This window comes from Bradyrhizobium genosp. L (genome assembly GCF_015624485.1).
In the GTDB taxonomy this organism is placed as follows: Bacteria; Pseudomonadota; Alphaproteobacteria; order Rhizobiales; family Xanthobacteraceae; genus Bradyrhizobium.
The window spans coordinates 2,061,965-2,075,235 of the sequence record NZ_CP061378.1; the positions used below are offsets into that span (position 1 = coordinate 2,061,965).

A 13,271-nucleotide genomic window follows, 5' to 3' on the forward strand; every position below is an offset into this window, starting at 1 on the left:
CCTCGAACCCACGGAGTTGGTCATTAACCTGCCCTCGCAAAATCCGTTAAACAACACACTTGCCGCCGTCGTCGCTGCAATGGGCTGACGGTGATAATCTAACGTACCTCGCGGACGGCAAAGTCGCCAGTAAATTCGATTCGGCTGCGTCGAAATGCCCATAAAGATAAATGGGTTAAATGGAACTTGGTATCCCAGGCTCCGTCAAGTCCACACCGCGGAATGACGTCAGCGTGGAGTTCCTTCGGCGCCCTTGGGGTGGTTTCTCGGCCACCCATTGCAATGGGCCTCCTCATGCTCCCGCAACAGCTGTTGAGTTCTCGGGGCGACTCCGCCCTTTCCGACGACGGGCAAGTAGATGAAGCATTTGTCGCCGGCATGGGCGGGATAAAACAGCGTGCAGGCGAGTGCATCCTTGTTTCTGCAGTACTTCTGGACGTCCGCCGCCGTCATGACCGTCTCGATGACCGGGCCGTCATAGGGATGAAGATAGGCTTGCGGAGGGGTTTCAATCATTAATGCAATCTCCGTCTCGATTAAATAATACAATATTTAATACCGGACTTTAAATCAGATTTAAATAACTAATTTAATTCGCGTCGGGCAAGCGGGCTTGGGCGAGCGAAAGCCCGGCCCCACCAGCGCATGCTCGCGGCGCGCCGGGAGCCATGCCGACGCGACGATGGCGCGTTCAGCCTCGTTTCAGCGTGGTGTCTGGTCGGTGAGTGATGAGGTCCGGGCGGCGGGCTGTTGACCGCGCTTGCGATGCTGATTTGGTAGCGCAATGGCGCTTGCAGCAGGGCGGCATGTCAGGAGCGCCGCCGTCGTTCGTGATGAGGCATGCTCGTCAGCGTCGGTCGTAAAGCGACCTCAGGCAATCTCGTAAAGTTCACGGCGTCCTAACAGGCACCTCTCCTTGAGAGATGCCCTTACGCCGATGCATAAGGCGAAGAACAGCCATACGGTATTCCAGAACGTGACCGTGATCGAAATGAACATGATCGCGCCAAGAATGATCGAAAATGATGTGCACATGCGATCGAGAAATGGTTGCCCCTCACGAATGATGGCCTGATGCCTGATCGGCGTCATCGCACCGATCGCCGACAGGTAGAGCAGAGTCGTCATCGGAATGCCGAAAATGATCGACTTCGCGAGCCAGAGACTGTCTGTCGAAAAATCGAGGATACGGCTACCGCTGGGATTGAATCCGATCCCGAGAAGCAGATTCTTCCCGATGACGTCGAGGCCCGCCTCCCAGATCAGAAGCCGGAAATAGGCGGTTTGCGGATCGAGAGTTAGATTGCGAAATAGAAAGCCGAGCGGATTGTCGGACGCGAGGCTAAAGGCCGCGACGCAGGCGAACATCGCCGACAAGATAAACTTCCAGCGCCAGGCATATTTCCGCATGAGCATATCGTATGCGCAGAGCGACGTTGCCATGGTTAGCGCGAGCAAAGGTGCTGACGACAATGCTATCAGGCTGCCAAGGATGCACGTCAGGACCAGCAACACGCGACGTCCCCGGCTTTCCGGCGCGTACAGATGCAAGGGAAGAACCGTCGCGCAAAAGGTTCCGAACAGGATGGGATGGTCGAATGTTGACACGGCTCTCAGGCTGCTGAATCCCATCACGATTCGATGAAGCTGCGGATCGCTGGTATCGAACTCGCGCCCGGATGTGGTGAAGACGCTCCAAACGGCTTCCTGCGCGACGTAGCGCTGAAAGACGATATCGAGAAGACCCAGGGCCACGACCACGATGGTCATGATCTGCAGGCCCTTTGCCAAGCTTCGCAGCGAGCCGTCGTCGAACACAAGTGCCCGGGTGATGACATACATGCCGAAGAACTCAAACGCCTGAGAGAGGGCCGACACGAAGTCTCGCGTCCCCGATATCGCGACCGGTCCTGCGAACATCAATATGAAGACGCCCAATACGCAGGCGTCCGAGAGCAACAGGCGGCGTTGCCCTCTGCTTGCTGCACCGATCAGCTTGGCGGTTGCCGGGAAAATCAGGCAGACAATCAGAAATTTTATGGGCGTAAGCTTGAGAGTTCCGAGGTAGAACGCCGTTGAGTAGGGAATAAAAAGCGCGCCCACGATGAGATAGAGCAGCGCATTGCGGTTGGTTCCGCCGGCGTACGGGAGCGCGGCGATTTCCGAGTGATCAAGCGACAGAGCAGCGCTGCGCAAGGATAGTTGATCTGACGTCATTATCCGATCCGTCTCGCATCGAGAATTATGAACATGCCAACTAATCGCCGGAATTAACTGTACGCCGGCGCGCGAGGGCAGGCCGTCGGGCGCTCGGCACGTGGCCGCTCTTCAGAGACAGAGCTGGGTGCTCCACAAACATCCAGCTAAGGAAGGCCAAAGCGCACGCGCTTGCCGCGGCGACGACGATCAACGCAGGGGGAGTAATTGCCGGAAAATATCGGATCGCGAGCATCTGAACGGGCCACGCGTAGAGATACACTCCATACGAGATGTCGGTTGTTGAGTTCACTGCGTTCAGTCGTGGGGTGCTCGGCAAGAAGGCAAACCAGAAGATCAGATATGATCCAAAAATCGCCACGCCCGCGCCGGCGGTCAGATCGGTGAAAAGGCTGAAGGCGAGGGCGACGGCCGCGAACACCGCGTAGTCTGCCCGGTAGACGATGCGATCCCGGTACAGGAAGAACGAGGCTCCCGTCATGAAGAAGACGGTGAGCCTGAGCGTCTCGTGGAGGTTGCCGAATGCGGCTTCGAATCCAGGCCTCGGCCAGTCAGGCGTTGTGAGGACGGAGCCGATCCACGACAGCATAGCGAGCGAAGGGATTGTGATGCGGCGGATGAGCCCGATCGTTCCGAGGAGCATCACGACGAGATAGCAACGGAATTCGTAGGCAATCGTCCACATCGATCCGTTAAGCGACGGATAGGGCTGCCCTTCGAAGATATTTGAAAGCTTGGGGATTTGAAGGGTCACCATCCGGATGAGGATGCGGACCCAATCTGTGATCGATAGTCCGGCGAGATTTGCTCCCGCGAGCGGACCCACCAACAAGATGCAAAACAGGGACGCTGCGATAAACGCCGGATAGATCCGCAATAGCCGCTTCGAGATGTAGGAAAGGTTCGATCTGGATCCCACGTAGCTCTGGGTTACCAGGTAGCCGCTCACGATGAAGAAGCCGGCTACCGCGAGCTCCGCCACAGAGAGCGTGCCGAAGATGCGGGTCAACGGCTCACGTATGCGATTTCCGTCGATCAGCTCGAACGAATGCGAGATGATAACCAGCGACGCAAGCACCAGGCGCAGGATACCGAAGTTGTTGTGGTGCACCGCGCTATGTGAATAGGACAATCGTGTCCCCAATGTCAGTAAACTCAAAAATCGACAGCCGCAGCCTGCGACCGTCGAACATGACTATAAATAATATCTTTTATATCCGAGTTATTATACGGTGACAATTAAATATTTTATTTAAATCGAGGTCTAAAAATGCCCGATCTGATTTCGGAGTTCCGTGGGGTTTGCCTCGCCGCGAAGGCGGCTACGTGTGTCGGTTTAACGCTGGCGCTCGCGGCGCTGCCCAGTTGGCCCGCGACGGCCGGCGATGGTTCAGCCGGTGCTCAAGCCGGCGTGGCGCAGTTTTCAGGCATCCTGGACCGGTATGCGGTTCGTCCGGACTGGAAGGTCGCCGGGGTTGATTATTATGTGGGGACGCCGGGCGGGACGGCCCTGAAAGATCCGGCGTCGATCTCGATGGCTGGGGTGTCGGTGGACAGATCGGGCCACACCGTCACCGTAAGTCGTTCGGGCATCACGCTGAGCGGATACGATTTCGGGCTCAATGGGGGCTGGAAAGTCGACGTCGTCAACGACGCCAACGATGTCACGATCACGAATAGCCAGTTTAAGGTGGGCGCAAATAACCTGATGCCGGTCGAGGCTCATTATGGCGGCACCATCAACGTGTTGAATTGCACCTTTGACGGCGGAGCATCAGAGGGCAGCAGCGTCAAGGCGATGGTGTTTGCAGGCGCGGGTGGTGCGACCATCGAATACAACAGGTTCGCCAATTTTCCGGACGACGGCATCGATATCACACACGATGGCGATTATGTCATCCGCTACAACGTGTTCGACGCGATGGGCGCCGGCAATTTTCACACTGACGCGATCCAGACCTATTTCAGCGCCATCTCGAGCCTGTCGATCCAGTACAACACGATGTACGAGCCGCCGAGCATGTCGAACGGCGGGATAAATTCCTTCGTGCGGATCGGCGACCAGCGGGGCAATGTCGTGCACCACCCGGTTGCGGCCTACAACACCATCATCATGGCGAGCACGAGCGCCAACGCGGCGAATGTCTTTCAGTGGGACTCGGGCGGCACGGGCACGCTGGTCAACCCCGAGATCCATGACAATTTCATCGACCCGAGGGGCGTTCTCTACGCGGTGATTTCGCCGACCCTCCATCATTTGGATGGGGTTGTTAATCCAACAAGTTACGGCAACTACAACCTGCGGACGGCCAAGCTCATTCTGTCGGGTCCATATAACAGCCTGTCATCGGTGCCAATGCGGCCGCCCATGCCGCCAGCCATCATCGGCGCAGAGGTCGGATCTGGCGCCACCGTCAGTGGCAGATCGGTGCCGCACCTCCGGGTCGACATCTATGACGGTCGCAATTTGATGGGCTCGCTGCGAGCGAGTGCGTCTGGCGAGTGGTCGCTGCCCGCGCCCTGGGCTCTGAAAGAATCCGTAATCAGTGCAAGGGTTACCGATGCATATGCGAATTCAAGTTCGCCGTCGCCAAGCTTCATTCCGATAAAATAGCCCGAATCAATCAAAAAATGATATTTATCCATTGAATCTTGAAAATGGCGGGACATAAATCGCCGCAGGCCGATGTTTTTGTTCGCATTATTCTGTCTGCGATCCACACGGTGACTTGAGTAGGGCGCGTCAAACCAAGAAAGACCCCGGCCGAGCCAATAAATGGTCGCAAAAAAGACGCCGCTGGCCGGCCAAGTCCGGCGCGTTGGGGGTAGGCAGGGCAAACTGCCGATGCGGGTGGGTAAATTGTCCCATTTAAATGGGGGATTACCCCGGATGGCGTGACATGTGCGTGGCCCGGTTGGCCGCACAATTCGGTGGAAAATAAGATAAGGGGATCGGAATTGGCGCAGCTATTGAATGACGGCTCTGCGAATGCTCCTGCCGGAGTGGCGCAGTTTTCAAGCATCCTGAACGGGTATGCGGTTCGTCCGGACTGGAAAGTCGCCGGGGTCGACTATTACGTGGGGACGCCCAGCGGGACGGCCCTGAAGGACCCGGCAACGATTTCGATGGCCGGAGTGTCGGTCGACAAATCGAACCATATCGTCACCGTGAGCAACTCGAACGTCACGTTGAACGGTTACGATTTCGGGCTCAGCGGCGGCTGGCAGGTCAACGTCGTCAACAACGCCAACAACGTCACGATCGAGAACAGTTCGTTCAAGGTCGGCGCGAACAATTTGATGCCGATCCAGGCCTATTATGGCGGCACCATCAACGTGTTGAATAACACGTTCGACGGCGGTGCGTCGGGGGGCAGCAGCGTCAATGCGATGGTGTTTACCGGTAACGGCGGTGCGACCATCGAGTACAACAGGTTCACGAACTTTCCGGACGACGGCGTCGATATCACGCACGACGGCAACTACGTGGTGCAGTACAACGTGTTCGACTCGATGGGCGCCGGCAGTTTCCACACCGACGCGATCCAGACATATTTCAGCGCCGTCTCCAGCCTGTCGATCCAGTACAACACGATGTACGAGCCGCCGAGCATGTCGAACGGCGGGATGAATTCCTTCGTTCGGATCGGCGACCAGCAGGGCAACGTCGTCCACAACCCGGTTGCTGCCTACAACACCGTCATCATGGCAAGCACGAACGCCGAGACGGCGAATGTCTTTCAGTGGGACCAGGGTGGTGCGGGTACTCTGGTCAATCCCTCGATCCACGACAATTTCATCGATCCCAAGGGCGTCATGTATGCGGTGGTTTCGCCGACGCTCCAGAATGCAAGTGGGATCATCAATCCGGTCACGTACAACAACGTGGATTTGACGACCGGAAAGCCGCTGCTGTCCGGGCTTTACAACAACAACACGTCGGGCGTCCCGACGAAGGCGCCTGCCGCTCCGGCCATTACGGGCGAGAGCGCGCTCAGCGCGACGCAAGTGAAGCTGAGCGGCACCGCCGCTGCAGGGACCACGGTCGATATCTATGATCAGGGATCTCTGCTGGGCTCCGTCAAGGCGGGGACGACGGGCAGCTGGACGTTCTCGACACCTCAGCTCACCAGCGGCGATCACTCGTTCACCGCGCGAGCGACGGATTCCTACGCCAACAGCAGCGCTGCCTCTGCGGCCTTCTTGCTCAGCGTGACCGGATCGGGTCCAACCACTCCGACCGGACCGGGCACCCCGACGATCGCGTCCTACACCAACGACAGCGGCGTCGTTGGCGACGGAATCACAAATGACAATACCCTGACCCTCACGGGATCGGCTGCAGCCAATAGTACGGTGAAGGTGTTCGACGGCGCTTCCCAGATCGGGACTGCGACCGCGAGCAGCACCGGCACCTGGAGCTATACAACGACAGCTCTGGCCGACGGCGTACACAGCCTCACCGTTAAGGTTACCGATACGTCAGGACAGACCAGCGCGGCGTCGACGGTCCTTGCCGTCAAGATCGATACCGTGGCGCCGAGCGCGCCGTCGATTGCCGGGTCGACCGTCAACGCGAATGCCGAGGCCACTCTGACGGGTACGGCCGAAGCCAACAGCACTGTGAAGGTGTTCGACGGCGCAACCCAGATCGGAGTTGCGACAGCGAACGGAAGCGGAGCCTGGAGTTTGGTCACCCCTGGACTGGCAACGGGGACCCATACTCTCACCGCCAAGGCCACCGACGCAGCCGGCAACACCAGCGCCGCGTCCGGGCCGGTCTACGTGTCGTCCACAAATAACGCGCCCACCGCGCCAAAGATCGTTTCGTTCTCGAACGACAGCGGCGTGGCAAATGACGGCATCACCAACGACAGTACGTTGGCCATTTCGGGCACGGCGGCGGCGAACGCCACCGTCAAGGTGTTCGATGGCACGACCCAGATTGGGACGGCAACTACGGGTTCGAGCGGGACCTGGACGTTCACCACCGGCGTCCTCGCCGACGGCAACCACAGCTTCACGGCGAAAGCCACCAACGCATCCGGGAGCACCAGTACGGCGTCTGCCGCGTTGGCGGTCAAGATCGACACGACGCCTCCGGCGGCTCCGACCATGACGGAGTCGGCGAACGCGGCCGCGTCTGCGGCAGCGAGCACGAAGACCGTTTCGCTGACAGGACATGCCGAGGCCGACAGCACGGTGAAGGTGTTCGACGGGACGACCCAGATCGGGACCGTGATCGCGAACAGCAGCGGAGCGTGGACCTTCACGACCGGCACTCTGGCTAGCGGCAATCACTCATTTACGTCCAAGGCGATGGACGTCGCTGGCAATACCAGCGCGGCATCTTCCGCGCTCGTGGTCAACGTGCCTCCGTCAACGTCCGATCTGTCCGCCCCCAAGATCGTCAAGTTCTCCAATGACAGTGGGGTCGTTGGTGACGGTGTCACGAACGACAACACGTTGGCGATCTCGGGTACCGCCGCGGCCTATGCGACGGTCAAGCTGTTCGACGGTACGACCCAGGTCGGGACCGCGAAGGCCAATGGTAGTGGCGCGTGGAGCATCACGACGCAGGCTCTGAAGGACGGCTCCCACGACTTCACCGCGAAGGCGAGCGATTCGGCTGGGCACACCAGTGCCGCGTCGTCCGTGCTCGCCGTCAAAATCGACACGACCGCGCCGATCGCCCCGAAAATCTCGGCGTTCTCCGCTGACCACGACGCGGCAAACGGCGGCGCCACGCATGCGAACCACGGCATCCTGACCGGGACCGCCGAGGCCAGCAGCACGGTCAGTCTGTTTGACGGTGCAAAGCAGATCGGCACGGCCGTAACGAACGATAAGGGTGTGTGGAGCTACGCGACCAGCACGCTGCTGGACGGCAATCACACGTTCACGGCCAAGGCGATGGACGCGGCTGGCAACATCAGTGCCGCGTCATCAGCCATGGCACTCAAGGTCGACACGCTCGCCCCAAAGGCCGCGTTCTCCCAGGTTACGCAAAACTGGAACGACACGGTGACCTTCAAGGGAGTGGGCGAGCCGAACAGCTCGATATCGATCTACGACAACGGCAGCACGAAGCCGATTGGAATCACCAAGGTCGGAAGTGACGGCACCTGGAGCTTCAAAACCTCTTCGCCGGTTTCAGACGTGGCCCACAATTTCACGGCCAGCGTTACGGACAGCGCGGGCAATAGCAGCCCGCTTTCCGGGCGTGCCTCGTTGGGTACCAACGGCAACGATGTTCTGAAGGCGACGTCGGGCAATGACGTGTTCAATGGCAACGGAGGCCACGACACCTTTCAATTTGCCTCGAACTTCGGCGCAGACGTCATCAAGAACTTCGGGGCTTCCGGCCGTAGCCATGATGTCGTGGAATTCAGCAAAAGTGTCTTCGACAGTTTTGCCGAGGTGTTATCGCACGCGAGCCAACACGGGAATGATGTCGTCATCGACGCGGGCGCCGGCAACTCGCTGACGCTGAAGAACATAAAGTTGGGAGCGCTGGACAAAACTGACTTCCATTTCGTCTAGCATCATCGAGTAACACGTTCGATACCAGCACATTCAAGAGGTGAAGAATTCAGCTCTTGAGTGTGGCTACGTTCTAATCGCGGGGCCAAAATGACAGAAGTCAAACGGCGGGATTCGCTCCCGCCGCAGAAACGCGAGCGGGGAGTACCGAACACCGGAGCTGCGACGGACTCTCGGCAACAGGTCGATTCCGGGGCCAGATATCGTCGGCCTCCTCGTTCCCTTACAGTGGCGCCGCGCGCGTTGTTCGATGCGATCACGTCAGGCGGTGCTTTTTTCCGGGCCCGCCGCGGCTTGGACCATGCAGTCGATCGCGCCAGGTCGATGGCCTTTCCAACGGCGTCTCGATCCGCTTTTGCAGGTTTCGGAGAGACTCAGTCCGAGATCCGCGACTTTCTCGCTTCGTGCCGCCGTGCCTTCTGGGGCGTGGCGCTTTTCAGCGGCTTGAGCAACATCCTGATGTTGACCGGGTCGTTCTTCATGCTGCAAGTCTATGATCGCGTCCTGCCGAGCCGCAGCATTCCGACCCTGATCGCGCTGCTATTGCTGGCGACGATCCTCTACACTTTCCAGGGCGCGCTCGATCTGGTTCGGACGCGGATCAGCGGCCGTATCGGACGCTATCTCGAGGAGACGCTGGGCCTTCGGGTATATGACGCCGTGGTGCGGCTTCCCTTGAAGACCCGGGGAGATGGCGACGGTCTCCAACCGCTCCGTGACAGCGACGCGGTGCGCGGCTTCCTGACCAGCGGCGGTCCAGCCGCGCTGTTCGACCTGCCGTGGATGCCGCTTTATCTGGGCATCTGCTTTTACTTCCATTTCTGGATCGGTGTAACGGCGTTGGCCGGCGCTTGCGTGCTGGTACTCTTCACGCTGTTGACCGAGATACGAACGCGGGGACCGTCAAAGGCTTCGGCGAACTTCGCAAAGGCGCGCCATGCGCTCGCGGCTGAGGCGCGGCGCAATGCGGAAGTGCTGCACGCGATGGGCATGAGGCGTCGGGCCGCAGAACGGTGGTACCACGTCAACAAGCACTACCTGGCTGCCACCGAGGCAGCCAACGACGTCGGTACCGGCCTCGGCGGAGCATCGAAGGTGTTCCGCATGATCCTGCAATCGGGAGTTCTGGCGGTCGGGGCCTATCTGGTCATTCATCAGGAGGCGACCGCGGGCATCATCATCGCAAGTTCGATTCTGACGGCACGTGCCCTTGCCCCGGTGGAGCTTGCCATCGCCAACTGGAAAGGCTTTGTGAGCGCGCGGCAGGCCGGGCGGCGGCTTGACCAACTGCTCGGGCTCCTTCCCAAGGAGGAGGAGCCGCTGGCGCTCCCGCCGCCGGAGCGGTCCCTGACCGTCGATCGGGTGCATGTGGTGCCCCCAGGCGGCGAAAGGCCGGTACTGCGCGACATAACGTTCACGCTCGCGAGCGGGCAGGGCTTGGGAATCATAGGCCCGAGCGGATCAGGCAAGTCGTCGCTTGCACGCGCGCTTGTCGGGGTCTGGCCTCAGCTGCACGGCAAGATCCGCATGGATGGAGCTGCGCTCGACCAATGGTCTCCCGAGCAATTGGGCCGACACATCGGCTACCTTCCGCAGGACGTGGAGCTATTCGACGGCAGCGTGGCGGTGAACATTGCCCGCTTCGACCCGAAGGCGACCGCCGGTTCGGTCCTGGCCGCCGCTCGTGCGGCCGGCGTGCATGAGCTGATCCTGTCGTTCCCCGAGGGATACGGGACCAGGATTGGCGAAGGTGGGCTGGCTCTATCGGCCGGCCAGCGGCAACGCATAGCGCTCGCTCGCGCATTCTACGGCGATCCATTTCTTATCGTGCTCGATGAGCCGAGTTCGAATTTGGATGCCGATGGTGAAGCCGCTCTGGCCCAGGCTGTGCTCAACGCACGGCAGCGCGGCGCGATCATCGTCGTCGTCACGCACCGGCCAAAATCGCTCGACGGCGTGGACCACGTTCTCGTGATTGCCGACGGAGCAATAAAGGCGTTTGGCGACAAGGATGAAGTATTGAACGCCGTGCTGCGCAAATCGTCGCCGGTTCCGCTGCGGGTTGCCGCCGATGGAGGAAGGTCCCGATGAACGCCGAGCTGGAGCAGGCGGACCGCGCGATTGGGCGCTATCTGGCCGTCGGAATGGCGCTGGTTGCGCTCGTTGTCTTCGGGATCGGCGGCTGGGCCACCACCGCCGAACTGTCCAGCGCGGTGATCGCGCCCGGCGTGATTGTTGTCGATTCCAGCGTCAAGAAGGTTCAGCACCTGACAGGCGGCGTCGTCGGCGAACTGCGCGTCCGCGACGGCGATCGAGTCCGAGCCGGAGATATTCTGGTTCGCCTGGATGAAACTCAAACCCGCGCGGCAGCAAGCATCGTCACGAAGAACGTCGATGAGCTGCTTGCGCGCCAAGCACGTCTCGAGACAGAGCGCGACAACCTGACCGAGATCTCCTTTCCATCCAATCTGCTCGACCGGGCGCGCGATCCAAGCTCGGACGCCGGGCGTGCCGTCGCGGCAGAACGCAGCCTTTTCGATTTGCGGCGCCAATCCAGAGACGGACAGAAATCGCAGTTGAAGGAGCGCAGCGTCCAACTCCAGGAAGAAATCAAGGGTTATCAGGGACAGCTCGAGGCCAAAGCCAAAGAAGTTGATTTTGTGCAAAAGGAGCTCGGAGGCGTACGCAGCCTTTGGGAAAAGAACCTGGTGCCCATCAGTCGATTGACGGCGCTCGAACGCGATGCGGCGCGGATCGAAGGCGAGCGCAGCCAGCTCACCGGGATGATCGCGCAGGCAAGAGGCAAGATCGCCGAAATCCAGCTTCAGATCATCCAGATCGAACAGGATCTCCGTACCGAAGTGGGCAAGGATCTCGTGGAGACGCGCTCGAAGATTTCAGAGCTGTCCGATCGAAAGGTCGCCGCGGTTGATCAGCTCAATCGCACCGAGATCCGGGCGCCCCAGAATGGAATCGTGCACCAGCTCTCGGTACATACGGTTGGCGGGGTGATCGCTCCGGGCGAGCAAATCATGTTGATTGTGCCCGACGCCGACGTGCTGGCGGTGGAAGTCAAGATTGCACCGCAGGACATCGATCATGTACATGTCGGCCAGCCTGCCATCCTGAGGCTGTCAGCGTTCAACCAGCGCACGACGCCGGAAATTACGGGTGGGGTGAGTGTCGTTTCCCCGGATCTCACGCAGGATCAACGTACGGGCACGAGTTTCTACATGGCTCGCATCGCTCTCAGGCCCGAAGAGCTTGAAAAGCTCGGCGGCGCCAAGCTGATTCCTGGAATGCCCGCCGACGCGTTCATTCAAACGGGCGGCCGGACGGCCCTTTCGTACCTGATCAAGCCGCTCCGCGATCAGGCTGCGCGGGCGCTCAAGGAGCCTTGATAGACGTTCAAATCTTCCCCACCCGAGGGTGTCTCGACAGGGCCAGAACGGCGCGCAACCTTTCCCATCCGGGAAACATCGGTAGATCTCGGCTGATTGACGCGGCTGGGTCTTTCCGTATCGACGCTGCTGACGCGCGTCGATACGCCCGGAAATTCCGGCAATCGAGCAAAGCAGAGGGCAAGAGGACGTAGCGAAGCCCGGGGAAGCGAGCCTGCAGCAGTCGCCGGCGAAGCTGCAGTTTGGGGATCACGCGCGCGGACGCAGGAGGCGGGATTTTTACCTTCAGCAGAGTGGTCAGCGTAAGAAACTGGGTCTCGATGGCATTTTTCGTCAGGTCATGAGGAGCGAGAGCCTCCAACGTGTCCCAGTCGATGGACTCAGGTGCTGCGACAAGCATGCTGAGATCGAGCAGGTGACGCAAATCCACATTGCCAAGCCAGTAGTCAGAGTCCTGAAACTGGTCATGGATCGTCAAGATGAAGGCTTGGTAGGTCGGCGTCGGGACATACGCTTCGCCTGGCCCAACTTTGATCAATCGCCAAATCTCGCTTGAATCCACCGGTGTGCGGTAAAAGAAGGCCGGTCCCGGCAGTGTCCGATGCAGGTCGATCATGCCAGCATCGTCCGCTCGTCCCAGATCCACATGCCATTTTTCGGCATCCGCGGGCGTCTGATTGTGGACGATATAATCTGACGCAAGAAGCGCTTCCAACGCAGCGCTCACTTCGGACGGAGACACCATGATATCCAAATCGGTCAGAATCCGGCTGCCGCGAAACGCCGGGATCGTCGCGAGCATCGCAGTTCCCTTGAGCAACCGCGGTGTTATGCCTCGCTTGTTCAACGCCACGATCGCGTCGATCAATTGGCTAGAAAGCCGTTCATTGCGCAACAGATTGCGGTTGAACGTCTCCCGGATCAGAATGCTCACGTCCTCTGGAATGCGGTCGCTGAACCGATTTGCAAAGTCCATCAGCGCCGGGGTCGTAAGCGTTTGGTTGGCGAGGCCGACGAACGGCAGCCAGTTGATCTGCTCGGGCAGGGAGCCTTGGAGGCATTGGCACAATTGAAGGAATGATTGGCTCCGGCCAGTGGCTCGCCTGAGCA

General features: G+C 59.7%; 8 protein-coding genes. 4 read left to right on the forward strand and 4 right to left on the reverse strand.

Annotation, left to right across the window (positions count from 1 at the left end):
• Nucleotides 1-228: 228 nt before the first annotated feature.
• The 3 genes from IC762_RS09660 to IC762_RS09670 all read right to left on the reverse strand — a co-directional run bounded on the left by IC762_RS09660 (nt 229) and on the right by IC762_RS09670 (nt 3,349).
• Complete coding sequence (locus IC762_RS09660) at nt 229-516, reverse strand: hypothetical protein (RefSeq protein WP_195788570.1); 288 nt, start codon at nt 514-516, stop codon at nt 229-231.
• Nucleotides 517-870: 354 nt separating this feature from the next.
• The gene (locus IC762_RS09665) at nt 871-2,217 is read right to left on the reverse strand and encodes an O-antigen ligase family protein (RefSeq protein WP_195788571.1); all 1,347 of its coding nucleotides are present in this window, start codon (nt 2,215-2,217) and stop codon (nt 871-873) included.
• A gap of 40 nt (nt 2,218-2,257) precedes the next feature.
• The gene (locus IC762_RS09670) at nt 2,258-3,349 is read right to left on the reverse strand and encodes an acyltransferase family protein (RefSeq protein ID WP_195788572.1); all 1,092 of its coding nucleotides are present in this window, start codon (nt 3,347-3,349) and stop codon (nt 2,258-2,260) included.
• 138 nt (nt 3,350-3,487) lie between these two features.
• Here IC762_RS09670 and IC762_RS09675 point away from each other — a divergent pair, with 138 nt between their 5' ends.
• From IC762_RS09675 to IC762_RS09690, 4 genes are all read left to right on the forward strand, one after another.
• Nucleotides 3,488-4,831, forward strand: coding sequence for a right-handed parallel beta-helix repeat-containing protein (locus tag IC762_RS09675; RefSeq protein WP_195788573.1), 1,344 nt, complete (start codon nt 3,488-3,490; stop codon nt 4,829-4,831).
• A 344-nt stretch (nt 4,832-5,175) separates the two neighbouring features.
• The gene (locus tag IC762_RS09680) at nt 5,176-8,760 is read left to right on the forward strand and encodes an Ig-like domain-containing protein (RefSeq protein ID WP_195788574.1); all 3,585 of its coding nucleotides are present in this window, start codon (nt 5,176-5,178) and stop codon (nt 8,758-8,760) included.
• A 324-nt stretch (nt 8,761-9,084) separates the two neighbouring features.
• On the forward strand, nt 9,085-10,851 hold the full coding sequence (locus IC762_RS09685) for a type I secretion system permease/ATPase (RefSeq protein WP_195790073.1): 1,767 nt from the start codon (nt 9,085-9,087) through the stop codon (nt 10,849-10,851).
• Entirely contained in the window at nt 10,848-12,161 is a 1,314-nt protein-coding gene (locus IC762_RS09690; RefSeq protein ID WP_195788575.1) for an HlyD family type I secretion periplasmic adaptor subunit, read from the forward strand. The genes IC762_RS09685 and IC762_RS09690 overlap by 4 nt, the downstream gene beginning before the upstream one ends.
• 7 nt (nt 12,162-12,168) lie before the next feature.
• Here IC762_RS09690 and IC762_RS09695 read toward each other — a convergent pair whose 3' ends face one another.
• Entirely contained in the window at nt 12,169-13,137 is a 969-nt protein-coding gene (locus IC762_RS09695; protein WP_246801501.1) for a nucleotidyltransferase family protein, read from the reverse strand.
• Nucleotides 13,138-13,271 lie beyond the last annotated feature (134 nt).